The organism is Pseudomonas frederiksbergensis (assembly GCF_900105495.1).
Taxonomy (GTDB): domain Bacteria; phylum Pseudomonadota; class Gammaproteobacteria; order Pseudomonadales; family Pseudomonadaceae; genus Aquipseudomonas; species Aquipseudomonas frederiksbergensis.
In genome coordinates, this window is the sequence record NZ_FNTF01000002.1 from 3,234,255 (window position 1) to 3,260,165 (window position 25,911).

Genomic DNA, 25,911 nt, shown 5'->3' on the forward strand with positions numbered 1-25,911 from the left:
CTCGCTGAAAAAGGCCGATCTGTTGAAGAGACAGATCGGTTTTTTTTGTTTTTCCATCAGCCACAAAAAAGCCCCTGAACCTTTCGATTCAGGGGCTTTTCGATATTGCTGTCTGGCTCCACGACCTGGACTCGAACCAGGGACCCAGTGATTAACAGTCACTTGCTCTACCAACTGAGCTATCGCGGAATGGCGTGTATGTTACTGATTCAAAAAGAGAAGTCAAGCACCTGTGAGCAATTTGACGGCTTCATGGGGACGGGCGGTGGTTTATCGACCGCGGGCGGTTACCAGAACCGCTTCAGAGGTCTACCATGGCGGCCCGGAAGTGGTTACACGCGCTGCCGGCCATTCGCCGAAAAGGTACGCGCCATGAATCACCCAACCACCACTCCTCGCCACAACGGGGTGTTCGCATGAGCATCGCTCAGATCAGCCTGCCCAAAGGCGTCGGCCCGCACGCCGAAAAACTGTTCGACGCAATCACTCAGGCCAGCACCGCTGATGAATTGAACCGTGCCGGTGGCAAGGCCGAAGGTTTTGTCCTGGGCCTGGAAAGCACCAAGGCCATCAAAAGCCAGGTCGCTGAATCGCTCTACGTCGCCTATGACGACGCTGCCAGCCAGCGGGCAACCGAACTGGCTTAACCGCCGAAGGTCACTGTAGCGAGCGCCAGTTTGGCGTACAGCATGGTTGCGGCCAGCTGCACCAGCCATAAGGCCAGGCCGCCGAGAAACACGCCGGCAGCGACTTGCATCACCAGGTTATTACCGCGTTTGGCCGGGGTGCGGGGCACGAAGTGGTCCAGCTCATCGCGGTCGGCGCGTAGGTCATCGTTTTTCATGTGGGTTCTCAAAAATTCTCGGGTGTACATAAAACCTGTGGGAGTGAGCCTGCTCGCGATGGCGGCGGCACATCTTGTATCTATATGACAGAAAGACCGCTATCGCGAGCAGGCTCACTCCCACATTTAATTTGTGTGGAGTTTAAAGGGCGCAGCAGCTGCTTTGAGATTTATCTGCGGCCAATAAAAACGGGAAGCCATGTGGCTTCCCGTTTTTCGTATCACCGGGCGATTCAGATCACCGCAACGATGGCCTTGGTCACGACGTCGATGTTGCTCTGGTTCAGTGCAGCCACGCAGATGCGACCGGTGTCCAGGGCGTAGATGCCGAACTCGCTGCGCAGGCGGGTCACTTGCTCAACCGTCAGGCCGGAGTAGGAGAACATGCCGCGCTGACGGCCGACGAAGCTGAAGTCGCGGTGTGGCGCGTTTTTCGCCAGCAGGTCGACCATCTGGATGCGCATGCCGCGAATCCGTAGACGCATCTCAGCCAGTTCTTCTTCCCACTGGGCACGCAGTTCCGGGCTGTTCAGTACAGCGGCGACGATGCTTGCACCGTGGGTCGGCGGGTTGGAGTAGTTGGTGCGGATCACGCGTTTGACTTGCGACAGCACGCGCGCGCTTTCTTCTTTCGATTCGCTGACGATCGACAGGGCGCCCACGCGCTCGCCGTACAGCGAGAACGATTTGGAGAACGAGCTGGAGACGAAGAAGGTCAGGCCCGATTCAGCGAACAGGCGCACGGCAGCGGCGTCTTCGTCGATGCCATCGCCAAAGCCCTGGTAGGCCATGTCGAGGAACGGTACGTGACCTTTCGCTTTGACGACTTCCAGCACGTTGTTCCAGTCCGCCGGGCTCAGGTCCACACCGGTCGGGTTATGGCAGCAAGCGTGCAGGACGACGATGGAGCCGGACGGCAGGGCGTTCAAGTCTTCCAGCAAGCCAGCACGGTTCACGTCATGGGTCGCGGCGTCGTAGTAGCGATAGTTCTGCACCGGGAAACCGGCCGTTTCGAACAGCGCGCGGTGGTTTTCCCAGCTCGGGTCGCTGATCGCCACGACGGCGTTCGGCAGCAGTTGCTTGAGGAAGTCGGCACCGATTTTCAGGGCGCCAGTACCGCCAACGGCCTGGGTGGTGATGACGCGGCCAGCGGCGATCAGCGGCGAGTCATTGCCGAACAGCAGTTTTTGCACGGCCTGGTCATAGGCGGCAATACCGTCGATTGGCAGGTAGCCACGGGATGCGTGTTGAGCGACGCGAATCGTCTCGGCTTCGACAACGGCGCGCAGGAGTGGAATTCGCCCCTCCTCGTTGCAGTAAACACCGACCCCCAGGTTGACCTTGTTGGTACGGGTATCGGCGTTGAATGCTTCGTTGAGGCCCAGGATTGGATCGCGTGGTGCCATTTCGACAGCGGAGAACAGGCTCATTTTGCGGCGGCTCTGAATGGAAAATGGAGGGACGTGTCGCGCTCCAGCCGAATGCACTAGAGCGGTGCACAAACGGGGAGCTAGTATAGAGGCCATCTGCGATTAATGGCGACAGACGATTCGGCTTTTGCGGTAAGTTTTTCCGATTATTTCTCGACCGTTAGTCGATTGGCACCGTCAAAGGTTTTACCTGATGTAGGACGATTGCCTTGAAAGCGAGGGCAATCGGCTCCACATTGAGCACAATCCAGTTTTTTCCTCGGGCGACATCGGTCGTTTGCGGTCTTTCCGTTGCTGCCCGGCTCACCCGGACAGGCGCGAACCCAGAGGTTTTTTCATGTCTGAATTCCAGCTAGTCACCCGTTTCGAGCCCGCCGGCGATCAGCCGGAAGCCATCCGCCTGATGGTCGAGGGCATCGAAGCCGGGCTGGCGCACCAGACGTTGCTCGGTGTGACCGGCTCGGGCAAGACCTTCAGCATCGCCAATGTGATCGCCCAGATTCAGCGTCCGACCCTGGTCCTGGCGCCGAACAAGACCCTGGCCGCGCAGTTGTACGGTGAGTTCAAGGCATTCTTCCCGAACAATGCCGTCGAATACTTCGTTTCGTACTACGACTACTACCAGCCCGAAGCCTACGTGCCGTCATCGGATACGTTCATCGAGAAAGACGCCTCGATCAACGATCACATCGAACAGATGCGATTGTCCGCGACCAAGGCGTTGCTGGAGCGCAAAGACGCGATCATCGTCACCACGGTGTCGTGCATCTACGGTCTGGGCAGTCCGGAAACCTATCTGAAGATGGTGCTGCACGTGGATCGCGGCGACAAACTCGATCAGCGTGCGTTGCTGCGTCGCCTGGCAGACCTGCAATACACCCGCAACGACATGGAGTTTGCCCGTGCGACCTTCCGGGTCCGCGGCGATGTGATCGATATCCACCCGGCGGAATCCGATTTCGAAGCGATCCGCATCGAGCTGTTCGATGACGAAGTCGAGAGCCTGTCCGCCTTCGATCCGCTGACCGGTGAAGTGATCCGCAAGCTGCCGCGGTTCACGTTCTATCCGAAAAGCCACTACGTCACCCCGCGAGAAACCCTGCTGGATGCCGTCGAAGGGATCAAGGTCGAGTTGCAGGAACGCCTGGAATACTTGCGCTCCAACAATAAACTCGTTGAGGCCCAGCGCCTCGAGCAGCGCACCCGTTTCGACCTGGAGATGATCCTCGAGCTGGGTTACTGCAACGGCATCGAAAACTACTCGCGCTACCTGTCCGGTCGCGAATCCGGCCAAGCGCCGCCCACCTTGTTTGATTACCTGCCGGCCGATGCCCTGCTGGTGATCGACGAATCCCATGTCAGCGTGCCGCAGGTTGGCGCCATGTATAAGGGCGACCGTTCGCGTAAAGAGACGCTGGTGGAATACGGTTTCCGCCTGCCGTCCGCGCTGGATAACCGGCCGATGCGCTTCGATGAGTTCGAAAGCATCAGCCCGCAGACGATCTTTGTTTCGGCCACGCCGGGCAATTACGAGGCGGAGCACGCCGGTCGCGTGGTCGAGCAACTGGTCCGCCCGACTGGCCTGGTGGACCCGCAAATCGAAATCCGTCCGGCGTTGACCCAGGTCGACGATTTGCTTTCGGAAATCGGCAAGCGCGTGGCGCTGGAAGAGCGGGTGCTGGTCACCACGTTGACCAAGCGCATGTCTGAAGATTTGACCGATTACCTGGCCGACCACGGCGTGCGGGTGCGTTATCTGCATTCGGACATCGACACCGTGGAACGGGTCGAAATCATCCGCGACTTGCGTCTGGGCACCTTCGATGTGCTGGTGGGGATCAACCTGCTGCGTGAAGGCCTGGACATGCCGGAAGTCTCGCTGGTGGCGATCCTCGATGCGGACAAGGAAGGCTTCCTGCGTTCCGAGCGCTCGCTGATCCAGACCATTGGCCGGGCGGCGCGCAACCTCAATGGTCGGGCGATTCTTTATGCGGATCGCATCACCGGTTCCATGGAGCGGGCGATCGGCGAGACCGAGCGTCGTCGCGACAAGCAGATTGCCTTCAACCTGGCCAATGGCATCACGCCTAAGGGCGTGTTCAAGGACGTTGCCGACATCATGGAAGGCGCCACCGTGCCGGGTTCGCGCAGCAAAAAACGCAAAGGCATGGCCAAGGCCGCCGAGGAAAGCGCCAAGTACGAAGCGGAATTGCGTTCGCCGGGGGAAGTCGCCAAGCGCATTAAAGCCTTGGAAGAGAAGATGTACGCGTTGGCGCGGGATCTTGAATTCGAAGCGGCGGCGCAGATGCGCGATGAAATTGGCAAGTTGCGTGAGCGGTTGATCACCGTCTGATTTGCTGCGCTCGTACTGGCCTCTTCGCGGGCAAGCTCCACAGGGTCAATGGTGCAAACCTTGGCTTAAATGCCCTGCTCACTGGAGCCGGGCGGGCAACGCCTGTTACCATTCGCCCTTTGTTTTATCTTCATTTCGAGACTTGCCATGACCACCGTCCGCACTCGCATCGCGCCATCGCCTACCGGGGATCCCCACGTAGGTACCGCTTACATCGCTTTGTTCAACTACTGCTTTGCCAAGCAGCACGGCGGTGAGTTCATCCTGCGGATCGAAGACACTGACCAGTTGCGTTCGACTCGCGAGTCCGAACAACAGATTTTCGACGCCTTGCGCTGGTTGGGTATCGACTGGAGCGAAGGCCCGGATGTTGGCGGCCCGCACGGTCCTTACCGTCAGAGCGAGCGTGGCGACATCTATCAGAAGTACTGCCAGCAGTTGGTCGAAATGGGCCACGCTTTCCCGTGCTTCTGCACCGCTGAAGAACTCGACCAGATGCGCGCCGAACAAATGGCCCGCGGCGAAACCCCGCGTTACGACGGCCGTGCGTTGTTGCTGTCCAAGGAAGAAGTCGCGCGTCGCCTGGCCGCTGGCGAGCCGCACGTGATCCGCATGAAAGTGCCGAGCGAAGGCGTTTGCGTGGTGCCGGACATGCTGCGTGGCGACGTCGAGATCCCGTGGGATCGCATGGACATGCAAGTGCTGATGAAGACCGACGGTCTGCCAACGTACTTCCTGGCCAACGTCGTCGATGACCACCTGATGGGCATCACCCACGTCCTGCGCGGCGAAGAATGGCTGCCCTCGGCACCGAAACTGATTCTGTTGTACGAGTACTTCGGCTGGGAACAACCCGAGCTGTGCTACATGCCGCTGTTGCGTAACCCGGACAAGAGCAAGCTGTCCAAACGCAAGAACCCGACCTCGGTGACGTTCTACGAGCGCATGGGCTTCATGCCGGAAGCGATGCTCAACTACCTCGGTCGCATGGGCTGGTCGATGCCGGACGAGCGCGAGAAGTTCTCGCTGCAGGAAATGGTCGATCACTTCGACCTGAGCCGCGTCTCCCTCGGCGGGCCGATTTTCGACATCGAGAAACTGTCGTGGCTCAACGGTCAGTGGCTGCGCGACCTGCCGGTGGAAGAGTTCGCTTCGCGCCTGCAAAAATGGGCGCTGAACCCGGAATACATGATGAAGATCGCGCCGCACGTGCAGGGCCGCGTCGAAACCTTCAGCCAGGTTGCACCGCTGGCCGGTTTCTTCTTCGCCGGTGGCGTGAACCCGGACGCCAAGCTGTTCGAATCCAAGAAGCTGTCGGGCGATCAGGTTCGTCAGTTGATGCAGTTGATTTTGTGGAAGCTGGAAAGCCTGCGTCAGTGGGAGAAGGACAGCATCACCGCAACGATTCAGGCGGTGGTCGAATCCCTGGAACTGAAATTGCGTGACGCCATGCCGCTGATGTTTGCCTCGATCACTGGCCAGGCCAGTTCGGTGTCGGTGCTCGATGCGATGGAGATCTTGGGTCCGGACCTGACCCGTTTCCGTCTGCGCCAGGCGATCGACTTGCTGGGCGGCGTGTCGAAGAAGGAAAACAAGGAGTGGGAAAAACTCTTGGGCAACATCGCCTGATCCACTCCGTTCCCGCGTAGCAGCTGCCGAAGGCTGCGTTGGGCTGCGTAGCGGCCCCAATGGCCGCCGCGCAATCTTCCCGGAAGGGCGGGGCACCCGGATTGCGAGCGCTACGCTCTCGAACGCAGCCTGCGGCAGCCGCTACACGGATGGAAACACCCCCGGATTTACGGGGGAGGGCGGTAAGTGATTGTTATGTCGGCAAAAAACTTTGAAATATTTTAAAAATAAGTTTGACAGCCTTCCGATGCGCCATTAAGATTCGCCCCGTCCTCAGCGATGAGGGGCTATAGCTCAGCTGGGAGAGCGCTTGCATGGCATGCAAGAGGTCGACGGTTCGATCCCGTCTAGCTCCACCAATTTACACTTCAAGGTCTGGCCACACCGGCCTTGAAGCGATCACCACTCAGCGGTGATCTGTTGTATAGAAGGGTTTGCGTCCCCTTCGTCTAGTGGCCTAGGACACCGCCCTTTCACGGCGGTAACAGGGGTTCGAGTCCCCTAGGGGACGCCAGTTTTACAGAAGCGATGTTGCAAGATGTCGCTCCGCCGCGAGGCGAAAAATCCGGGGCTATAGCTCAGCTGGGAGAGCGCCTGCATGGCATGCAGGAGGTCAGCGGTTCGATCCCGCTTAGCTCCACCAATTTTACAGTTCAAGGTCTGGCCACACCGGCCTTGAATCGATCAGCTCTCAGCACTGATCAGTTGTATAGAAGGTTTTGCGTCCCCTTCGTCTAGTGGCCTAGGACACCGCCCTTTCACGGCGGTAACAGGGGTTCGAGTCCCCTAGGGGACGCCACGATTACCCGCTCTGCGGGATTTTATAAGGGTCATTCAATTATTGAATGGCCCTTTTGTTTGTCTGGCGTTTGGCCAAATCCCCCTATTTCTTTCAAACTGTTCTTCAGACCAGCGGTCACAACCACGACTTGCGTAAAATTATTATGAGAATAATATTCTAGTCGTAATATTCGGAGGCAACGATGAACGATAAAAAAGCTCAAACCCGCGAACGCATCCTCAAGGCTGCCAGCGCAGCGCTGATTCAGCGTGGCCCGGCCGAACCGAGCGTGGGCGAAGTGATGGGGGCGGCCGGCCTGACCGTCGGCGGTTTCTACGCGCACTTCGAAAGCAAGGACGCGATGATGCTGGAAGCGTTCAAGCAGTTGCTCGGTCATCGCCGTGGCTTGATCGCCGACATGGATGCCGAATTGACCGGCGAAGAACGTCGCGCATTGGTTGCTGCGTTTTATCTGTCACGCAAACACCGTGATTCCTCTGAGTCAGCCTGCCCGATTCCGGCTTCTGTCGGCGAGCTGGGGCGTCTGCCGGACGCGTTTCGCGTGGCGTTGAACGAGCATGTGGAAATGATGGTCGCGCAGTTGGCGGCCAGCCCGGAAGACACCGACAAGGCCCTTGCCGATATGGCTCTGATGGTCGGTGGTTTGGCTTTGGCTCGCGCGTTGGGGCCAGGAGAATTGTCCGATCGATTGCTGCGCGCCGCCAAGTCTGCGGTGCTGTGACCTAAAGGCATTGGCCTGAGGAGTGAGAGCGATGAGCACGTTGAAGTGGGTTCGTGGCGTTAATGGCACCTTGGGCTGGTTCGCACCGAAACTGGTCGCGAGCAAAATGCGATTGGCATTCATGACACCGCGAGAACTGCCGCCGCGTGATTGGGAATTGCCGCTGTTGGCGAAGTCCGAGCGAATCACCCTGCGCTTCGGTCTCTCGGCGCTGCGTTGGGGGCAAGGCCCCGCGGTGTTGCTGATGCACGGTTGGGAAGGCCGGCCGACTCAATTCGCCAGCCTTATCACCGCGCTGGTCGATGCCGGTTACACGGTGGTTGCGCTGGACGGTCCGGCCCACGGTCGCTCGCCGGGTCGCGAGGCCAATGTGGTGCTGTTCGCCCGGGCCATGCTTGAGGCCGCTGCCGAGTTGCCACCGCTGCAAGCCGTCATCGGCCACTCCATGGGCGGTGCCAGTGCCATGCTCGCCGTGCAGTTGGGCTTGCGTACTGAAACCCTGGTCACTATCGCGGCCCCGGCGCGAATACTCGGCGTATTGCGCGGTTTCGCCCGCTATGTACGGCTGCCACCGAAAGCCCGTTCGGCGTTCATACGTCAGGTCGAAAGAGACGTCGGCATGCGCGCTGCGGCACTGGATGTCGCGCACTATCAGCTCGACATGCCCGGCCTGATCGTTCACGCCGAAGATGACTGCTACGTTCCGGTCAAGGAATCGCAGCTGATCAACGAGGCCTGGTTTGACAGCCGTCTGTTGCGCCTGCAAGAGGGTGGTCATCAGCGGGTGCTGGCTGACCCTCGGGTGATCGAAGGCGTTCTTTCGTTGCTCGCCGGTCGCAGTCTGCAATCGCGCCAATCGGCTTGAGCATCCGTTACACTCCCCGGTGAAAATTTTCTGACCGGGAGTGGGGCATGGGCTGGGATCGGGCAACGCCATTTATCATTGACCTGGAAGTCGGCGCAGAGGACATCGATGGGTTGGGTCACGCGAACAACGCGGTGTATGTGACCTGGCTCGAACGCTGTGCCTGGCGCCACTCCCAGCGGCTTGGCCTGGACCTGGTCGAGTATCGTCGGCTGGATCGGGCGATGGCGGTGGTGCGGCACGAGATCGATTACCTCGCGGCCGCCTATGAAGGCGATGAGTTGCAATTGGCGACCTGGATCGTCGATTGGGACCAACGCCTGAAAATGACCCGGCACTTCCAGTTGAAGCGCCCGAGCGACAACACCACGCTGCTGCGGGCGCAGACCACCTTCGTCTGCATCGAACTGTCGACCGGCAAGCCCAAGCGCATGCCGGCGGAGTTCATCGAGGGCTACGGCCCCGCGTTGCAAGTCTTGGATACAACCAAAATCTAATGTAGGAGCGAGCCTGCTCGCGATAGCGGTGCATCAGCAGCATCACTGTTGGCTGACACAACGCTATCGCGAGCAGGCTCACTCCTACAGGGGAATCTGCGATGTTCTGCAGATTCCTCGCGCAATCCAGTAAACTGCCGCACGTTTTTCGTTGAGTGTGTTTTTCATGCAAATTGCTTTGGCGCCCATGGAGGGGTTGGTCGACAACATCCTGCGGGACGTGCTGACTCGTGTGGGCGGTATCGATTGGTGCGTGACCGAGTTCATTCGGATCAACGATCAACTGCTCACGCCTGCCTATTACCACAAGTTCGGCCCGGAACTGCTGACCGGCGCCCGCACCGCATCCGGCGTGCCGCTGCGGGTGCAACTGCTCGGTTCCGATCCGGTATGCCTGGCGGAAAACGCCGCGCTGGCCTGCGAACTGGGCTCCGAGGTCATTGACCTTAACTTCGGCTGCCCGGCCAAGACCGTGAACAAGTCCCGTGGCGGCGCAGTCCTGCTCAAAGAGCCTGAGCTGCTGAACCGGATCGTCGAACACGTACGCCGTGCCGTTCCGGCGCACATTCCGGTGACTGCCAAGATGCGCCTCGGTTTCGACAGCCCGGACGGTGCGCTAGTGTGTGCCACGGCCCTGGCCGAAGGTGGCGCGGCGCACATCGTGGTTCACGCGCGGACCAAAACTGACGGCTACAAGCCCCCGGCCCATTGGGAGTGGATCCCCCGGGTGCAGGATGTGGTCAAGGTGCCGGTGTTCGCCAATGGCGACATCTGGAGCGTCGAAGACTGGCGTCGTTGCCGTGAAATCAGCGGCGTTGAGGACATCATGCTCGGTCGCGGCCTGGTTTCGCGCCCGGACCTGGCACGGCAAATCGCAATGGCGCGGGCCGGTGAGGACGTCGTCGAGATGACCTGGGCCCAATTGCTGCCGCTGATTCAGGACTTCTGGCTGCAAGCCAAGGCGCAGATGACAGCCCGCCAATCGCCGGGTCGCTTGAAGCAGTGGCTGGCGATGCTGACCCGCAATTATCCCGAAGCGGTCGAGCTGTTTACCGTGCTGCGTCGTGAGACCGAACTGGATCAGGTCTCGCGTTTACTGGGCTTGCAGGTGTCCGAAGCCGCCTGAAAAAAATCTGAAAATAATCTCTTGAAAAGCAATCAGCGGTCCTTATTTAAGGATTACGCGATGCCGAATCCGGGTCGCGGAGACAAAAAAACTTGCTGATATGTTTCAGGAGATTTGAATCATGAGTACTGCATTTTCCATGGCGCCACTGTTCCGTTCCTCGGTCGGTTTCGATCGTTTCAATGACCTGTTCGAAACCGCCCTGCGCAACGAGCCAGGCAGCACCTATCCACCTTACAACGTGGAAAAACACGGCGACGACCAATACCGCATCGTCGTAGCGGCCGCCGGCTTCCAGGAAGAAGACCTGGAGCTGCAAGTGGAAAAAGGTGTGCTGACCATCAGTGGCGGCAAACGTGACGCGACCGAAGACGTCACCTATCTGTACCAGGGCATCGCACAGCGTGCCTTCAAACTGTCCTTCCGTCTGGCGGACCATATCGAAATCAAGGCCGCCGGTCTGAGCAACGGTTTGTTGAGCATCGACCTGTTGCGGGTAATTCCGGAAGAGGCGAAAGCCAAACGCATCCCGATCAACGGGACGCAAAAACCTGCGCTGCAGCACTGAGGCAGGGCAATGAAAAGGGCGCCATCGGCGCCCTTTTTTTGTGCCCGTCACTTGAGCAGTTTCTGGAAGTCCTCCACCGGCAGCGGAGGGCTGTGCAAATACCCCTGATAGAAATGGCAGCCCAGCCCCTGCAAGAATTCCAGCTGTTCCGGCGTCTCGACCCCTTCGGCAATCACTTTCAACTCCAGGCTGCGGGCCATGGCAACGATGGCGCGGATGATCTCGGCGTCGTTGGGGTCGGTGGTGGCGTCGCGGATGAACGATTGGTCGATTTTCAGGGTGTCGACCGGCAGACGCTTGAGGTAGGTCAGCGAGGAATAACCGGTGCCGAAATCGTCCATGGCGAAACTCACGCCGAGCTTTTTCAGGCTGCGCATTTTGTTGATGGTGTCTTCCAGGTTCTGGATCACGATGCCTTCGGTGATTTCCAGTTTCAGCAGCGAGCAGGGCAGGCCGTGGCTGACGAGGCTGTGTTCGATGCGTTCGACAAAGTCATTCTGGCGAAATTGCCGTGGGCTGATGTTGACGCACAGGCTGAAGTCCAGCGGATCGACCAGGCCGTTGGCGATCAGTTGTTTGAAGGCGCTGCAGGCCTCGTCGACGATCCAGGTACCCACTTCCAGAATCAGTCCGCTGTCTTCCAGCACCTTGATGAACTCGGTGGGCGATTGCTCGCCGAGTTCCGGATGGTTCCAGCGCACCAGTGCTTCGGCGCCGACGATGCGCTCGTTTCGGGCGTCGACCTGGGGTTGGTAATGCACGCGGAACTCGCCCCGGGAAAGGGCCAGGCGCAGGTCGGTTTCCATGCGCAAGCGTTCGCTCGCCGCCTTCTGCATGGTGTTGTGGTACATCTGCGCGGTGTTGCGGCCAGAATCCTTGGCCCGGTAGAGGGCAATGTCGGCGCGTTTGAGCAGGTCGGTCGGGGTTGAGCCGTGATCGGGAATCAGCGCGATGCCGATGCTTGGGGTTACTTGCAGGCGTTGTCCGTCGAGGAACATCGGCTCCGACAGCAGTTCACGCAAGGTGTCCGCCAGTTGCAGGACTTGTTCGCTGACCTCGTTGCGCGAGCCTTCGAGTCCGCTGAGCAGGACCACGAATTCGTCACCGCCCAAACGCGCGACGGTGTCTTCCATGCGCACGCTGGCTTCGAGGCGCGCGGTGATGATTTTCAGCACGGTATCGCCCACCGGATGGCCGAGCGAATCATTGATGTGCTTGAAGTGATCAAGGTCGAGAAACATCAGGGCGCCGCGCAGGTTGTGGCGCTTGAGCAAGGCAATCTGTTGGCTCAGGCGATCCATCAGCAGGGCGCGGTTGGGCAGGTTGGTCAGCGGGTCGTGGTAGGCCAGGTGACGGATCTGCGCTTCGGCGTTTTTCAGCAGGCTGACGTCCCGCGCGGTCAGCAGCAGGCACGCGGTTTCGTTGAGGGTAATTGGTTCTATCGAGACTTCGACGGTCAGCAACTCGCCGCGTTTATTGCGCCCGAGCATTTCCTGATGAAGTACCCGGCCCTTGATCTGGAGTTCGGCGAGCAGCGCTGAACGTTGTTTTTCCTCGGCCCAGATGCCGACCTGGTACACCGTGCGGCCGACCACTTCATCGGCGCGGTAGCCGGTCAGGCGGCAAAAGCCATCGTTAACCTCCAGATAACGCCCGGTGTCGCGCTCGGTGATGGTGATGGCGTCGGGGCTGGAGTGGAAGGCCTTGGCGAACTTCTCTTCGCTGGCCTTGAGCGCAGCTTCCGAGCGTTGCTGCTGAGTGATATCGCGCAGGGTGGTAACAATGCACGGCTGGTCGCCGACGCTGATCTGGCGGCTGGAAATCACGCAGGTCAGGGCTTGTCCGTCTTTGTGCTGGACGAGGATCGCCACGTTGTTCAGGCCCTGTTCGCGGATGACCTGCTCGATGCGTCGCAGGCTTTGTGCCGAAGCGTCCCATAGACCGATTTCGTCGGCGCCGCGGCCAATCACGTCGGCGGCGCTCCAGCCGAAGGTCTGGGTGAAGCTGGAGTTGATCTCGATAAATTGACCGGTGTCCTGACGGGTCACGCAAATCGGGTCCGGGCTGACCTGAAACAGGGTGGCGAACTTCTCTTCGGACGCCACCAGCAGTTGCTCCCGCTCCACCTGATCTGTGATGTCGAGCAGGGTGCCGGCCATGCGCAGCGGGGCCCCGTTTTCGTCGCGATAGAGTCGGGCGCGGCTTTCCAGGTAGCGTGAGCTGCCGTCCTGCAGTTGTACGCGGTAGGTCAGTTGATAATTGCCGGCCGGGCCTTCTCGCAGGCTGCGATAGGCATCGCGCATGGAGCCGCGTTCTTCGTCGGGCACACCTTCGAAAAACTCGTCGAAGGATTCATGGAAAGGTATGGCTTCCAGCCCATGTAGCTGGGCGGCGCGCGCCGAGCCGTACAGCATGCCGCTGGGGATGTGCCAGTCCCAGGTACCCAGTTGCGCCGAATCCAGCGCCAGGTCGAGGCGCTCCTGGCTGTCTTTCAGGGCAAGCTCGGCGGCTTTGCGTTCGGTGGTGTCCAGAAACGTGCTCAGCAGATACGGCTGGCCTTCGAGCTCGACTTTTTGTGCGCTGAGGATGCCGTCGTGGATCTGGCCGTTGCTGGCACGAAATTGCACCTCCATGTTGATCAGTTCGCCCTTGGCCTTGGTGGCTTTGACCAGTTGCGTCCGTTGTTCCGGATGCACCCAGAGGCCCAGCTCCAGGGTGGTACGACCAATAGCGTTCTGAACTGGCCAGCCAAACAGGCTTTCGAAATACTGGTTGGCTTCGCTGATCAGGCCGTCTTCCTGGCGAGTCAGCAGGACCATGTTCGGACACAGGTGGAACAGCGTGGCAAAGCGTTTTTCTGAGCTGGTCAACGCCTGTTCGCGCTGACGCTGGTGGGTGATTTCGCGGATGACGCCGATCATGCGTGGCCGGCCGTGTTTGTCCGGCAGCAGGCTGCCGTTGATCTCCAGCCAGTGCAGGCTGCCGTCGGGCCAGCGAATGCGGTGATGCATCGCCTGTTCCAGCGGGGCGCCGGCGATCACCGCGTCGAAGGCGCGAATGGTTTTCGCCCGATCCTCTGGCGGCAGCAAGTCGAGGTATTCCAGATCCGCCGGCAGCGGTTGCCGGGGATCGAAGCCGAACAGCGCCTGGGTCCCCCGCGACCAACTGATCTGCCCACGCTCGATGTCCCAATACCAGGCGCCCAGTCGTGCACCGTTGAGGGCGGCCAGCAATTGTGGGGCGCTCTCCCAACTCTGCTCGGACCGTTTTGGGTCAAGCGCTTGTATACGCGGCATCGGCGGAATACGGTCAACAGATTTCGGCATTGGCAAGCCTTGGCTGAGTGGGGGTCAGGTCAGTGACTCGAAGCTCTATAGACGTAGCACAGCTTAGCCGAGAGTCCCTGGCAGATCGATTTGTGCATCCAGCAAGGCCATGAAGGCTCGCGCCGCATTCGATAGTGTCCTTTCTGTGTGCAGGATATAGCCTAGCTGGCGAGTGAGTTGTATGCCTGGTAAAGGTATTCGCGCCACTTGATCGTCAAGCATAGTGCGCGGCAACACGCTCCAGGCCAGGCCGATCGAGACCATCATCTTGATGGTTTCCAGATAATTCGTGCTCATGGCAATGTTCGGCGTCAGGCCTTGAGCTTCGAACAGGCGCCGGACGATGTGGTGAGTAAAGGTGTTGCCGCCGGGGAAAACTGCCGGGTGCAGGGCAATGTCCGCCAGGCTGACCGGGCCGTGGCTGATCAGCGAATGCTCCGGGGCGACCACGAAGTCCAGCGGGTCGTCCCACACCGGCGTGGCCTTGACCAGTGCGTGGGGCTCCGGCGCCAGGGTGATGACCGCCAGTTCGGCGCGGCCATGGAGGATTTCTTCGTAGGCCACTTCCGAATCGAGGAACTGAATATCCAGCGCCACTTGCGGGTAACGTCGGGTGAACTCCCTTAGCAAGGGGGGCAAGCGGTGCAGGCCGATGTGGTGGCTGGTGGCCAGGGTCAGGCGGCCAGTCACTTCGCCGGTCAGGTTGGTCAGCGCGCGGCGGGTGTCGTCCAGCACATTCAGGATCTGATAGGCCCGCGGCAGCAAGGCGCGTCCGGCCTCAGTCAGGCTGACTTCCCGGCCCAGGCGATCGAACAGACGCACCTTCAATTGCTGTTCCAGCCCGGCAATGCGCTTGCTGATGGCCGGTTGCGTCAGGTGCAGCCGTTCGCCAGCGCCGGAGAAGCTCCCGGTCTCGGCAATCGCGATAAAAGCATTGAGGTTGGCGAGGTCCATTGCTGTATTCCAGTTGGTTATCCAAAGCATGAAAAATATGAATTTGAGTTATTTAATGTAACCCCCTAGGATCGACCTCACAAGCCAAGGGGTTATTGAGTTTTTCAAAATCCAGGGCATAGAAATACGCTGATGAGGACCGTCTGATGGCCGGCAAAACGCTTTACGACAAGCTTTGGGATTCCCATGAAGTGAAACGGCGCGACGATGGGTCGTCGCTGATCTATATCGACCGCCACATCATCCATGAAGTGACTTCGCCCCAAGCTTTCGAAGGCCTGCGTCTGGCCGGGCGCAAGCCTTGGCGCGTCGATTCGATCATCGCGACCCCGGACCACAACGTACCGACCACCCCGGATCGCAAGGGCGGCATCGAAGCGATTACCGACCAGGTCTCGCGTTTGCAGGTTCAGACCCTTGATGACTACTGCGACGAATATGGCATCACCGAATTCAAGATGAATGACGTGCGTCAGGGCATCGTTCACGTGATCGGTCCGGAGCAGGGCGCCACCTTGCCGGGCATGACCGTGGTCTGCGGCGACTCGCACACCTCGACCCACGGCGCGTTTGGCGCATTGGCCCACGGCATCGGCACTTCCGAAGTCGAGCACGTGTTCGCCACGCAATGCCTGGTGGCCAAGAAAATGAAAAACATGCTGGTGTCGGTCGAAGGCAAATTGCCGTTCGGCGTGACCGCCAAGGACATCGTGCTCGCCGTCATCGGCAAGATCGGCACTGCCGGCGGTAACGGCCACGCCATCGAGTTCGCCGGCAGCGCCATTCGCGATTTGTCCGTCGAAGGCCGCATGACCATCTGCAACATGTCCATCGAAGCCGGCGCTCGTGTTGGCCTGGTGGCTGCCGATGAAAAAACCGTGGCTTACGTCAAGGGTCGTCCATTTGCCCCGAAAGGTGCGGAATGGGACATGGCGGTCGAAGCCTGGAAAGACCTGGTGTCCGACGCCGATGCCGTGTTCGACACCGTCGTCGAGCTCGACGCTGCCCAGATCAAGCCGCAAGTCAGCTGGGGCACTTCGCCCGAGATGGTTTTGGCGGTTGATCAGAACGTGCCGGACCCGGCGAAGGAAATGGACCTGGTCAAGCGCGGTTCCATCGAGCGCGCCTTGAAATACATGGGTTTGAGCGCCAATCAGGCGATCACCGACATTCAACTGGACCGCGTGTTCATCGGTTCCTGCACCAACTCGCGGATCGAAGACTTGCGCGCTGCGGCGGTGATCGCCAAGGGCCGTAAAGTCGCTTCGACCATCAAGCAAGCCATCGTGGTGCCGGGCTCGGGCCTGGTGAAAGCGCAAGCCGAAGCCGAAGGCCTGGACAAGATATTCCTCGAAGCCGGTTTCGAGTGGCGTGAACCGGGTTGCTCGATGTGCCTGGCGATGAACCCGGACCGCTTGGAGTCGGGCGAGCATTGCGCCTCGACCTCCAACCGCAACTTCGAAGGGCGTCAGGGCGCCGGTGGCCGTACGCACCTGGTCAGCCCGGCCATGGCCGCGGCGGCTGCCGTCCACGGTCGTTTCATCGACGTTCGCGAACTGATCTGAGGAACCGCACATGAGAGCTTTTACCCAACACACCGGTTTGGTCGCGCCATTGGACCGTGCCAACGTCGACACCGACCAGATCATTCCGAAGCAGTTCTTGAAGTCGATCAAGCGCACCGGTTTTGGTCCGAACCTGTTCGACGAATGGCGCTACCTGGACGTGGGCTATGCCTACCAGGACAACTCCAAGCGTCCGCTGAACAAGGACTTCGTGCTCAACGCCGAGCGTTATCAAGGCGCCAGCGTGCTGCTGGCCCGCGAGAACTTCGGTTGCGGCTCCAGCCGTGAACACGCGCCGTGGGCGCTGGAAGAGTACGGTTTTCGCAGCATCATTGCGCCGAGCTATGCCGACATCTTCTACAACAACAGCTTCAAGAACGGCTTGTTGCCGATCATCTTGACCGACGCTGAAGTGGATGAGTTGTTCCAGCAAGTCGAGGCCAATCCGGGTTACGAGTTGACGGTCGACCTGCAAGCCCAGACCGTGACCCGTCCGGATGGCAAGGTCTACAAATTCGAATTGGACGAATTCCGTAAACACTGCCTGGTGAATGGCCTCGACGATATCGGTCTGACATTGATGGATCACGAAGCGATTGCGGCGTTTGAAGCCAAACACCGTGCGAGCCAGCCGTGGTTGTTTCGCGACGTTTGATTCTGCGTAAGGCGTAATTACGCCATCGCGAGCAAGCTCGGCTCCCACAGGTTATGTGAGTGCCACAGATCCCCTGTAGGAGCTGAGCTTGCTCGCGATGACGGGAGCCCAGACAACACAAATATCAGGACATTACGATGACCAGCACCGCCCACAGCCAAGTCGTACAAAAGCAATTCGGCGAACAAGCCTCGGCCTACCTGAGCAGCGCCGTACACGCTCAGGGCACCGAATTTGCGTTGCTACAGGCTGAACTGGCAGGGCAGGGCGATGCCCGAGTGCTGGACTTGGGCTGCGGCGCCGGTCACGTGAGCTTTCACGTGGCGTCGCTGGTCAAGGAAGTGGTGGCCTACGATTTGTCGCAGCAGATGCTCGACGTGGTGGCCGGTGCTGCCGTTGATCGCGGCCTGACCAACGTGTCCACCGTGCTGGGCGCCGCCGAGCACTTGCCCTTCGCCGATGGCGAATTCGATTTCGTCTTCAGCCGTTATTCGGCGCACCATTGGAGCGATCTCGGCCTGGCCCTGCGAGAGGTTCGCCGGGTGCTGAAGCCGGGCGGCGTGGCGGCGTTCATCGACGTGTTGTCACCGGGCAGTCCGCTGTTCGACACTTACCTGCAAAGCGTCGAAGTGCTGCGCGACACCAGCCATGTGCGCGATTATTCCGCCGGTGAGTGGTTGCGTCAGGTCAGCGAAGCGGGGTTGCATACCCGCAGCACCACTCGTCAACGGTTGCGTCTGGAGTACACCTCCTGGGTCGAGCGCATGCGCACCCCAGAAGTGATGCGCGCGGCAATCCTCGAGCTGCAGCAATCGATGGGCAATGAAGTACGCGAATATTTTGAAATCGAGGCTGATGGCTCGTTCAGTACCGATGTGTTGGTACTGATGGCTGAAAGGTAAGCGTCAAACCAATTTTTCCGGGTGTGCCCCAGGGCGCACCGACTGATGACATGAGGAAAGCATGAGCAAGCAGATTCTGATTCTCCCAGGTGACGGTATTGGCCCGGAAATCATGGCCGAAGCGGTCAAGGTGCTGGAGCTGGCGAACGACAAGTACAGCCTGGGCTTCGAGCTGAGCCATGACGTGATCGGCGGCGCTGCCATCGACAAGCACGGCGTGCCGCTGGCTGACGAAACCCTGGACCGTGCACGCGCAGCTGACGCTGTATTGCTGGGCGCCGTGGGCGGCCCGAAATGGGACACCATCGAGCGTGACATCCGCCCTGAGCGCGGCCTGCTGAAAATCCGTGCGCAACTGGGCCTGTTCGGCAACCTGCGTCCGGCGATCCTGTACCCGCAACTGGCCGAGGCTTCGAGCCTGAAGCCTGAAATCGTGGCTGGCCTGGATATCCTGATCGTCCGTGAACTGACCGGTGGTATCTACTTCGGCGCGCCACGTGGCGTTCGCACCCTGGAAAACGGCGAGCGTCAGGCTTACGACACCCTGCCGTACAGCGAAAGCGAAATCCGCCGTATTGCCCGTGTCGGTTTCGACATGGCCATGGTTCGTAACAAGAAACTGTGTTCGGTAGACAAGGCCAACGTGTTAGCGTCCAGTCAACTGTGGCGTGAAATCGTCGAGCAAGTGGCCAAGGATTACCCGGAAGTCGAACTCAGCCACATGTACGTCGACAACGCCGCCATGCAGCTGGTGCGCGCACCAAAGCAGTTCGACGTGATCGTCACCGACAACCTGTTCGGCGACATTCTTTCCGACCAGGCGTCGATGCTCACCGGTTCCATCGGCATGCTGCCCTCGGCGTCCCTGGATACCAACAACAAAGGCATGTATGAGCCGTGCCACGGTTCGGCGCCGGACATCGCTGGCAAAGGTATCGCCAACCCGTTGGCGACCATTTTGTCGGTGTCGATGATGCTGCGTTACAGCTTCAATCTGCAGGATGCGGCCGATGCCATCGAGCAGGCCGTCAGTCTGGTATTGGACCAGGGCCTGCGTACGGGCGACATCTGGTCGGCCGGTTGCACTAAAGTCGGTACGCAGGAAATGGGCGACGCAGTAGTCGCCGCGCTGCGGAATCTGTAATCTCTTTGGCCCGCTGCAACTTTCAACCATGAAGGCAGCGGCCCACTTTTGAAGAAGGTGTAGTTGCGATGAAACGTGTAGGTCTGATCGGTTGGCGCGGTATGGTCGGTTCCGTGCTCATGCAGCGGATGCTGGAAGAGCAGGATTTCGATCTTATCGAGCCGGTGTTTTTCACCACTTCCAATGTCGGTGGCCAAGGCCCGTCCGTGGGTAAGGACATTGCTCCGCTCAAGGACGCTTACAGCATTGAAGAGCTGAAAACCCTCGACGTGATTCTGACCTGCCAGGGTGGCGACTACACCAGTGAAGTGTTCCCGAAGCTGCGCGAAGCCGGCTGGCAGGGTTACTGGATCGACGCCGCTTCCAGCCTGCGCATGCAGGATGACGCGGTCATCGTGCTGGACCCGGTTAACCGCAAGGTCATCGACCAGCAGCTCGACGCGGGCACCAAGAACTACATCGGCGGCAACTGCACCGTCAGCCTGATGCTGATGGGCCTGGGTGGTCTGTTCGAGGCGGGTCTGGTCGAGTGGATGAGCGCCATGACTTATCAGGCGGCCTCCGGTGGCGGCGCGCAGCACATGCGTGAACTGATCAAGCAAATGGGTGTGACCCACGCCGCTGTCGCCGATCAACTGGCCGACCCGGCCAGCGCGATCCTCGACATCGACCGCCGTGTTGCCGAAGCCATGCGCAGCGACGCGTACCCGACCGAGAACTTCGGCGTACCGCTGGCCGGCAGCCTGATCCCGTGGATCGACAAGGAACTGCCGAACGGTCAGAGCCGCGAAGAGTGGAAAGCCCAGGCCGAGACCAACAAGATCCTCGGTCGCTTCAAGAGCCCGATCCCGGTGGACGGCATCTGCGTGCGCATCGGCGCCATGCGCTGCCACAGCCAGGCGCTGACCATCAAGCTGAACAAAGACGTGCCGATCGCTGACATCGAAGGGTTGATCAGCCAGCACAACCCTTGGGTCAAACTGGTGCCGAACAACCGCGAAATCAGCATGCAGGAGCTGAGCCCTACAAAGGTCACCGGTACCCTGAACGTGCCGGTTGGCCGTCTGCGCAAGCTGAACATGGGCACGCAGTACGTCGGCGCGTTCACCGTCGGCGACCAACTGCTGTGGGGCGCGGCCGAACCGCTGCGTCGCATGCTGCGGATCCTGCTTGAGCGTTGATCGGTTGAAGTCATAAAAGAACCCGTGCCTTGAAAGAGGCACGGGTTTTTTGTTCCTGCCGATCGTTCCCACGCAGAGTGTGGGAGCGATCGGGGTGGGTGTGAATTGCCTGCATGCCAACCACCCGGTAAAGTGCCGCTCCCCCCGTTTCGCCAGAGGTAGAACCATGAGCCAGTCCTTTGATATTGCCGTGATCGGCGCCACCGGTACTGTCGGCGAAACGCTCGTGCAGATTCTCGAAGAGCGCGACTTCCCGGTCGGCAATCTGCACCTGCTCGCCAGCAGCGAATCCGCCGGGCATTCGGTGCCGTTTCGCGGCAAGAACGTGCGGGTGAGGGAGGTCGATGAGTTCGACTTCAGCAAAGTCCAGCTGGTGTTCTTCGCTGCCGGCCCGGCGGTAACCCTGAGTTTCGCCTCGCGTGCCACCGCCGCCGGTTGTTCGTTGATCGACTTGTCCGGCGCCTTGCCGGCCGATCAGGCGCCACAAGTCGTGCCTGAAGCCAACGCCCAGGTGCTGGCCGGTTTGAAAAAGCCGTTCCAGGTCAGCAGTCCAAGCCCTTCGGCCACCACACTGGCGGTCGTGCTGGCGCCGTTGCTCGGTTTGCTCGATCTGCAACGGATCAATTTGACCGCCAGCCTGGCCGTCTCCGCCCAGGGCCGCGAAGCCGTCACCGAGCTGGCGCGGCAAACAGCCGAGCTGCTGAATGTGCGTCCGCTGGAGCCGACGTTCTTTGATCGGCAGATGGCCTTCAACCTGCTGGCGCAAGTGGGCAAGCCTGATGAACAGGGTCACACGCTGCTGGAAAAACGCCTGGTACGCGAGCTGCGTCAGGTCATGGCGCTGCCTTTATTAAAGATTTCCGTGACTTGCATTCAAGCCCCGGTGTTTTTTGGCGATAGCTTTAACGTGACCTTGCAGTCATCGAGCGACATCGACCTGGCAAAAGTCAACGCTGCCCTGGAAGACGCGCCCGGTATCGAGCTGGTGGAAGCCGGCGATTACCCGACACCGGTAGGTGATGCGGTAGGGCAGGACGTGGTCTACGTTGGTCGGGTTCGCCACGGGATCGACGACCTGTCGGAACTTAATTTGTGGCTGACGTCAGATAACGTACGCAAAGGCGCAGCGCTCAATGCTGTGCAGGTGGCTGAATTGTTGATAAAAGGCCTGCTGTAAAAGATACTTGGCAACAATTTGTCGAATGAATCCAGTCGGGCGCTATGCTTGGCTGGACTGCTGAAGGCGGGCTCCCTGCGGGGTTTTGCGTGGCATGAATGAAATGATCGCGCGCGATGACTCTTCGCCGCCGCGCGCAATGCCTTACGGCAGCGACTATCAACACCTTCTCGCTGGCCGAGGAATGTTCAAACAAAGGATGAGGCTATGGTTCAAGTTCGCAAACTGGTGTTAGCAATAGCGGCCGCCTCGGCGCTGTCCTCCGGTATGGCGCATGCCCTCGGGCTCGGGGAATTGACCCTGAAGTCGACGCTGAACCAACCCCTGGTGGCAGAAATCGAGTTGCTCGACGTCAAGGAACTCACCGCTGCCGAAGTGGTGCCGAGCCTGGCTTCGCCCGAAGATTTCGCCAAGGCCGGCGTTGATCGCCAGGCCTTTCTCAATGACCTGACCTTTACCCCGGTGCTCAATGCCAGCGGTAAAAGCATCTTGCGTGTGACATCCAGCAAGCCACTCTCCGAACCCATGGTGAAATTCCTGGTTCAGGTGATGTGGCCCAACGGTCGCCTGCTGCGCGATTACAGCGTGCTGCTCGATCCGTCCAAGTTCTCGCCGCAAACCGCTGATGCGGCTGCGCAACCTGCTCCGACGCAAACCGTCACCGCTCCGGTGACCGGTGGCACCAAACCCTCCCAATACACCACCGCGCCGCGCGATACCCTGTGGGAAATCGCCGAGAAGACGGGCAATGGCGGCTCGGTCCAGCAAACCATGCTGGCCATCCAGGCGTTGAATCCGGATGCCTTTATCGACGGCAACATCAACCGGTTGAAAGCCGGTCAGGTGCTGCGTCTGCCGGATCAGGCACAGAGCACCAGCCTGCCGCAACCGAAAGCCATTGCCGAAGTCTCCGCGCAGAACACCGCGTGGCGTCAGGGTCGTCGCTACGTGGCGAAGCCCGGGACCGGACAGCAGCAGCTCGATGCCACCAAACGCGCTCGCGGTGAAGGCCCTTCGTCGCAAACAGCGACAGACAAGCTGAGCCTGGTCTCTGCCGAGGCCGGCAAGGCCGGTGGCAAAGGCGCTGCGGGTGATGCCAAGAATTTGAGCAACAAGCTGGCCGTGACTCAGGAAAGCCTCGACACGACCCGTCGTGACAACGCCGAACTGAAAAGCCGCATGACCGATCTGCAAAGTCAGCTAGACAAGCTGCAACGCCTGATCGAGCTGAAGAACAATCAACTGGCCAAGTTGCAGGCTGAAGGCGCGGCGGGTACGCCGGCATCCGATGCGACCGCTCCGGCAATGTCAGCCGAGCTCGCAGCCAATCCTGATGCAGCGCCTGCACCTGCGCCAGAAGCGGCTGCTCCCCAGGACGCTGCGCCTCCTGCCGAGAAGCCTGTCGAGCCAACGCCGGCAGCCTCTGACGATCAGCAATTCAAAGAGCTGCTGACCAATCCGTGGCTGCTGGGTCTGGCAGGGGGCGCCGCCGTGGTGGCGCTGTTCCTGCTGCTGTTGCTGGCGCGTCGCCGCAAAGCCCAGCAAGAAGCCGAAAAGCATTTGCGCATGGCCCGTGATTTGGCCGAGGAGCAGGCGTTCTCCGCTGAACTCGACCTGCCAAAAGGCATCTTTGATGACCTGGAAGTGCCGCCGCCGAGCGTGAAGCTCGCTACCGCGCCAACGCCACCGCCTGCACCAGCCCCTGCACCCGCGCCGGTGTTTGCTCCGGTTGTGGTGACGCCGCCGATCGCTGCGCCATTGGTTTCGCCTGCTGGCGAGCGCAATGACGATGTATTGAGCAAGGCGCAGTCGCACATCACTGCCGGTCGTCTGAATCAGGCGGCCGCCTTGCTGGAAGACGGAATCAAGCAAGAGCCGCAACGCAGCGACTTGCGCCTCAAGCTGATGGAAGTCTACGGTCAGCAAGGTGACCGCGATGCATTCGTTGCCCAGGAACGCCAACTGGTGGCCAATGGCGACAACTTTGCTCAGGTCGAAAAACTCAAGAGCCGCTTCCCGGCCATGGCCGTTGCGGCAGCCGGTGGTATCGCAGCCGCTGCGATCGCTGCCGAACTGGACGCGCAATACGTCAAGGATCTACTGCTGGACGAGCCAGAAGCGCCGGCGCCGGCAGTGCCCGATGACTTCGACAATGCTTTCGATTTGAGCCTGGATGATCTGGAAACTGCCTCGGCGGCAGGGGTTGCATCAGAGCCAGAGCCAGAACCAGAACCGGAACTCGATGATCTCGACAGTGCTTTCGATTTGAGCCTGGATGATCTGGAAACGGCCTCGGCGGCAGAGGTTGCACCCGAACCAGCACCCGAACCAGCACCTGAACCAGCGCCAGAAAAACCTGAACCTGAACTCGATGATCTCGACAGTGCCTTCGATTTGAGCCTGGATGATCTGGAAACTGCCTCGCCGGCAGTGGTTGTACCGGCACCAGTGGCTGCGGCAGATCTGGACGAATTCCCGCTGGACGACGACCTGAGCTTCGAGTCGGTGTTGCAGCAGCAGACCGACATCAAGGAAAACCTCGATGACCTGTCGGACTTCGACCTGGATATGGATCTTGGTGGGGATGCCTCGCCGGCGACCCTGGCCGAAGACGACTTCCTGTTGAGCCTGGATGACGGCGTCAAGGACCTGGACTTGCCTGTCGCTGAAGCGCCGGCTGTTCCTGCAGCTGCGCTGGACGATCTGGAGCTGCCAGCCGATTTCGACCTGTCGCTGGCTGACGAAATGGATGCGCCAGACGCTCCGGACGCGTTTGCAGCCGAACTGGAAGACGTCAACGCCGAGCTCGATCGCCTGTCCCAGAGTCTTGGCGAGCCGAGTTTCACCGCGGAAGACGCCATGGCCTCCGCCGCTGACGAGCCGGAATTCGATTTCCTTTCCGGCACCGACGAAGTGGCGACCAAGCTCGATCTGGCCCAGGCCTACATCGACATGGGCGACGCCGACGGCGCCCGGGACATCCTCAATGAAGTGGTGACTGAGGGGGATGCGGGTCAGAAGAGCGAAGCCAACGAAATGCTTTCGCGTCTGGCTTGATTGATCGGTAAGGCGTAAACAAAACGGCAGCCCATTGAGGCTGCCGTTTTTGTTTCAGTCCACGACAGCCCGTTCCCACGCTCTGCGTGGGAACGATCAACCCCGACACGTCAGGCCACAAAAAACATACGCCTCTGGCGTCCCTGCCTGACAGCCTTATAATGCCCGCCTTTGCGTACATCAGCAGGCTGTCACTCCTTGGCAAATATAGATAATCCGGCCGCCGAACTGGCGGCCGAGGGCTTTTTCCGGATCGCGTTGGGCGTTGAATACAAAGGCTCGCGCTATCGCGGCTGGCAGCGTCAGGCCTCCGGTGTACTCACCGTGCAGGAGACGCTTGAAAAGGCCTTGTCCAAAGTCGCCGACTCACCGGTGTCACTGCTCTGCGCCGGACGTACGGATGCCGGCGTGCATGCGTGCGGTCAGGTGGTGCATTTCGATACTCAGGTCGAGCGTTCGATGAAAGCCTGGGTCATGGGCGCCAATATCAATTTGCCTCACGACGTTAGTGTCAGCTGGGCCAAGGTCATGCCGGCGCATTTTCATGCGCGGTTCAAGGCTATTGCCCGGCGCTATCGCTACGTGATCTACAACGACCAGATCCGTCCGGCGCACCTGAACGAAGAAATCACCTGGAATCACCGTCCGCTGGACGTCGAGCGCATGGCCGAGGCCGCGCAGTACCTGGTCGGCACCCACGATTTCAGCGCGTTCCGTGCCGGCCAGTGTCAGGCCAAGTCGCCGATCAAGGAGCTGCATCACCTGCGCGTCACGCGCCACGGCAAGATGATCGTGCTGGACATCCGCGCCAGCGCCTTCCTGCATCACATGGTGCGCAACATTGCTGGCGTGCTGATGACCATCGGTGCTGGCGAGCGTCCTGTGGAGTGGATGAAAGAAGTGCTGGAGAGTCGTATTCGTCGTTCCGGTGGGGTGACGGCGCACCCGTACGGCCTGTACCTGGTGCAGGTCGAGTACCGCGACGAGTTCGAATTGCCCGAGCGTTACATCGGGCCGCACTTCCTGACCGGTTTCTCGGAACTTGACGGCTGACGCCCTCGAACGCTTTTGTTACCATCCGGGACTTTCTCGGATTTACCTTGGGGTTCTATCGA

20 protein-coding genes and 5 tRNA genes are annotated in these 25,911 nt (G+C 60.0%); 20 read left to right on the forward strand and 5 right to left on the reverse strand.

From position 1 onward, the window contains the following. Window positions 1-113: 113 nt before the first annotated feature. Window positions 114-189, reverse strand: a tRNA-Asn gene (locus BLW70_RS15120). Window positions 190-416: 227 nt separating this feature from the next. On the opposite strand from BLW70_RS15120, the gene BLW70_RS15125 reads away from it, so the two are divergent. Beyond that, entirely contained in the window at window positions 417-647 is a 231-nt protein-coding gene (locus tag BLW70_RS15125) for a hypothetical protein (RefSeq protein ID WP_008007186.1), read from the forward strand. Here the strand turns inward: BLW70_RS15125 and BLW70_RS15130 are convergent. Together BLW70_RS15130 and BLW70_RS15135 are read right to left on the reverse strand one after the other, a co-directional pair. Further along, window positions 644-844, reverse strand: coding sequence for a hypothetical protein (locus tag BLW70_RS15130; RefSeq protein ID WP_074875210.1), 201 nt, complete (start codon window positions 842-844; stop codon window positions 644-646). The genes BLW70_RS15125 and BLW70_RS15130 overlap by 4 nt on opposite strands. Window positions 845-1,077: 233 nt before the next feature. Further along, window positions 1,078-2,274 carry an amino acid aminotransferase gene (locus tag BLW70_RS15135; RefSeq protein ID WP_074875212.1) on the reverse strand — a complete coding sequence of 399 codons (1,197 nt, stop codon included), beginning with the start codon at window positions 2,272-2,274 and terminating at the stop codon, window positions 1,078-1,080. A 337-nt stretch (window positions 2,275-2,611) separates the two neighbouring features. Here BLW70_RS15135 and uvrB point away from each other — a divergent pair, with 337 nt between their 5' ends. The 11 genes from uvrB (at window position 2,612) to BLW70_RS15190 (ending at window position 10,835) form a co-directional block, all read left to right on the forward strand. Beyond that, on the forward strand, window positions 2,612-4,627 hold the full coding sequence (gene uvrB, locus BLW70_RS15140; protein WP_074875214.1) for an excinuclease ABC subunit UvrB: 2,016 nt from the start codon (window positions 2,612-2,614) through the stop codon (window positions 4,625-4,627). 147 nt (window positions 4,628-4,774) lie between these two features. Beyond that, complete coding sequence (gltX, locus tag BLW70_RS15145) at window positions 4,775-6,256, forward strand: glutamate--tRNA ligase (protein ID WP_074875216.1); 1,482 nt, start codon at window positions 4,775-4,777, stop codon at window positions 6,254-6,256. Between the two features lie 283 nt (window positions 6,257-6,539). Further along, window positions 6,540-6,615: transfer RNA gene (locus BLW70_RS15150), tRNA-Ala, on the forward strand. Between the two features lie 79 nt (window positions 6,616-6,694). Beyond that, window positions 6,695-6,770, forward strand: a tRNA-Glu gene (locus BLW70_RS15155). A gap of 53 nt (window positions 6,771-6,823) precedes the next feature. Then, window positions 6,824-6,899: transfer RNA gene (locus tag BLW70_RS15160), tRNA-Ala, on the forward strand. A gap of 80 nt (window positions 6,900-6,979) precedes the next feature. Next, a tRNA-Glu gene (locus tag BLW70_RS15165) sits at window positions 6,980-7,055 on the forward strand. Between the two features lie 184 nt (window positions 7,056-7,239). Further along, the gene (locus BLW70_RS15170) at window positions 7,240-7,779 is read left to right on the forward strand and encodes a TetR/AcrR family transcriptional regulator (protein ID WP_008028313.1); all 540 of its coding nucleotides are present in this window, start codon (window positions 7,240-7,242) and stop codon (window positions 7,777-7,779) included. A 31-nt stretch (window positions 7,780-7,810) separates the two neighbouring features. After that, window positions 7,811-8,644 (forward strand): alpha/beta fold hydrolase, encoded by an 834-nt coding sequence (locus tag BLW70_RS15175; protein ID WP_074875218.1) that lies wholly within the window; start codon window positions 7,811-7,813, stop codon window positions 8,642-8,644. A gap of 47 nt (window positions 8,645-8,691) precedes the next feature. Then, entirely contained in the window at window positions 8,692-9,141 is a 450-nt protein-coding gene (locus tag BLW70_RS15180) for an acyl-CoA thioesterase (RefSeq protein ID WP_074875220.1), read from the forward strand. A gap of 166 nt (window positions 9,142-9,307) precedes the next feature. Continuing rightward, window positions 9,308-10,267 carry a tRNA dihydrouridine synthase gene (locus BLW70_RS15185; RefSeq protein ID WP_074875222.1) on the forward strand — a complete coding sequence of 320 codons (960 nt, stop codon included), beginning with the start codon at window positions 9,308-9,310 and terminating at the stop codon, window positions 10,265-10,267. Between the two features lie 121 nt (window positions 10,268-10,388). After that, window positions 10,389-10,835 (forward strand): Hsp20 family protein, encoded by a 447-nt coding sequence (locus BLW70_RS15190; RefSeq protein WP_008151276.1) that lies wholly within the window; start codon window positions 10,389-10,391, stop codon window positions 10,833-10,835. Between the two features lie 47 nt (window positions 10,836-10,882). Here the strand turns inward: BLW70_RS15190 and BLW70_RS15195 are convergent, their stop codons facing one another. After that, the gene (locus tag BLW70_RS15195; protein WP_074875224.1) at window positions 10,883-14,161 is read right to left on the reverse strand and encodes an EAL domain-containing protein; all 3,279 of its coding nucleotides are present in this window, start codon (window positions 14,159-14,161) and stop codon (window positions 10,883-10,885) included. A 63-nt stretch (window positions 14,162-14,224) separates the two neighbouring features. Next, a complete protein-coding gene (locus tag BLW70_RS15200) occupies window positions 14,225-15,115 on the reverse strand; it encodes a LysR family transcriptional regulator (protein ID WP_008151271.1) in 891 nt (296 codons plus the stop codon). A 146-nt stretch (window positions 15,116-15,261) separates the two neighbouring features. On the opposite strand from BLW70_RS15200, the gene leuC reads away from it, so the two are divergent. From leuC to truA, 8 genes are all read left to right on the forward strand, one after another. Beyond that, window positions 15,262-16,680, forward strand: coding sequence for a 3-isopropylmalate dehydratase large subunit (leuC, locus tag BLW70_RS15205; protein WP_074875226.1), 1,419 nt, complete (start codon window positions 15,262-15,264; stop codon window positions 16,678-16,680). A gap of 10 nt (window positions 16,681-16,690) precedes the next feature. Then, window positions 16,691-17,335, forward strand: coding sequence for a 3-isopropylmalate dehydratase small subunit (gene leuD, locus BLW70_RS15210; protein WP_074875228.1), 645 nt, complete (start codon window positions 16,691-16,693; stop codon window positions 17,333-17,335). Between the two features lie 137 nt (window positions 17,336-17,472). Further along, complete coding sequence (locus BLW70_RS15215) at window positions 17,473-18,237, forward strand: class I SAM-dependent methyltransferase (RefSeq protein WP_074875230.1); 765 nt, start codon at window positions 17,473-17,475, stop codon at window positions 18,235-18,237. Window positions 18,238-18,298: 61 nt separating this feature from the next. Beyond that, window positions 18,299-19,381, forward strand: a complete 1,083-nt coding sequence (leuB, locus tag BLW70_RS15220) for a 3-isopropylmalate dehydrogenase (RefSeq protein WP_074875232.1) — start codon at window positions 18,299-18,301, stop codon at window positions 19,379-19,381. A gap of 68 nt (window positions 19,382-19,449) precedes the next feature. Beyond that, window positions 19,450-20,562, forward strand: coding sequence for an aspartate-semialdehyde dehydrogenase (gene asd / locus BLW70_RS15225; RefSeq protein ID WP_074875234.1), 1,113 nt, complete (start codon window positions 19,450-19,452; stop codon window positions 20,560-20,562). A gap of 166 nt (window positions 20,563-20,728) precedes the next feature. Continuing rightward, window positions 20,729-21,739, forward strand: a complete 1,011-nt coding sequence (locus tag BLW70_RS15230; RefSeq protein ID WP_074875236.1) for an aspartate-semialdehyde dehydrogenase — start codon at window positions 20,729-20,731, stop codon at window positions 21,737-21,739. A gap of 207 nt (window positions 21,740-21,946) precedes the next feature. Beyond that, window positions 21,947-24,796, forward strand: a complete 2,850-nt coding sequence (locus tag BLW70_RS15235) for a motility hub landmark protein FimV (protein WP_074875238.1) — start codon at window positions 21,947-21,949, stop codon at window positions 24,794-24,796. 198 nt (window positions 24,797-24,994) lie between these two features. Continuing rightward, window positions 24,995-25,849: a tRNA pseudouridine(38-40) synthase TruA gene (truA, locus tag BLW70_RS15240; RefSeq protein ID WP_102615223.1), complete on the forward strand. Its 855-nt coding sequence runs from the start codon at window positions 24,995-24,997 to the stop codon at window positions 25,847-25,849. Window positions 25,850-25,911: the final 62 nt, after the last annotated feature.